1 protein-coding gene is annotated in these 524 nt (G+C 74.8%); it reads left to right on the plus strand.

The window, feature by feature from the left end:
• Positions 1-524: histidine kinase (locus KME80_RS49855; RefSeq protein ID WP_219520133.1), on the plus strand; the 524-nt coding region annotated here is incomplete at both ends.

Consider the following 524-nt stretch of genomic DNA (forward strand, 5'->3'; position numbering starts at 1 on the left):
GCGGTGCTGAAGGACGGGCTGGCGGTGGAGGGCGTGGCCGTCGAGGTCGCCGACGGCGAGCCCCGCTACGTCGAGAACGGCCGCGTCGGCGCAGCGCCGCGGCGGGTGCCGCTGGTCTGGCACGGTGAGCAGGTCGGCCGTCTGCTGGTGGGCGCGCCCGGTCCGCGGCGTTTCCCGGCCGCGCACAACGAGCGCGTGCTGGCCACGCTCGCCCCGTACGCCGCCGACGTGGCCCACGCCGTGCGCATGGCCGCCGACCTGCAACGCTCACGCGAACGGATCCTCAGCACCCGCGAGGAGGAACGCCGCCGCCTGCGCCGCGACCTGCACGACGGGCTCGGCCAGAGCCTGTCGAGCATGGCGATGATCATCAACATCGCGCGCAGCCGGCTCAAGGACTCGCCCGATTCCGCCGACGCCCTTCTGCAGGATCTGCGTACCGGCATGGACGCGGTGGCCGGTGACGTCCGCGAGCTGGTGCACGGGCTGCGCCCGCCCGCGCTCGACGATCTGGGCCTGGCCCG

It is taken from the genome of Nonomuraea ceibae, assembly GCF_019396325.1.
Lineage (GTDB): Bacteria > Actinomycetota > Actinomycetes > Streptosporangiales > Streptosporangiaceae > Nonomuraea > Nonomuraea ceibae.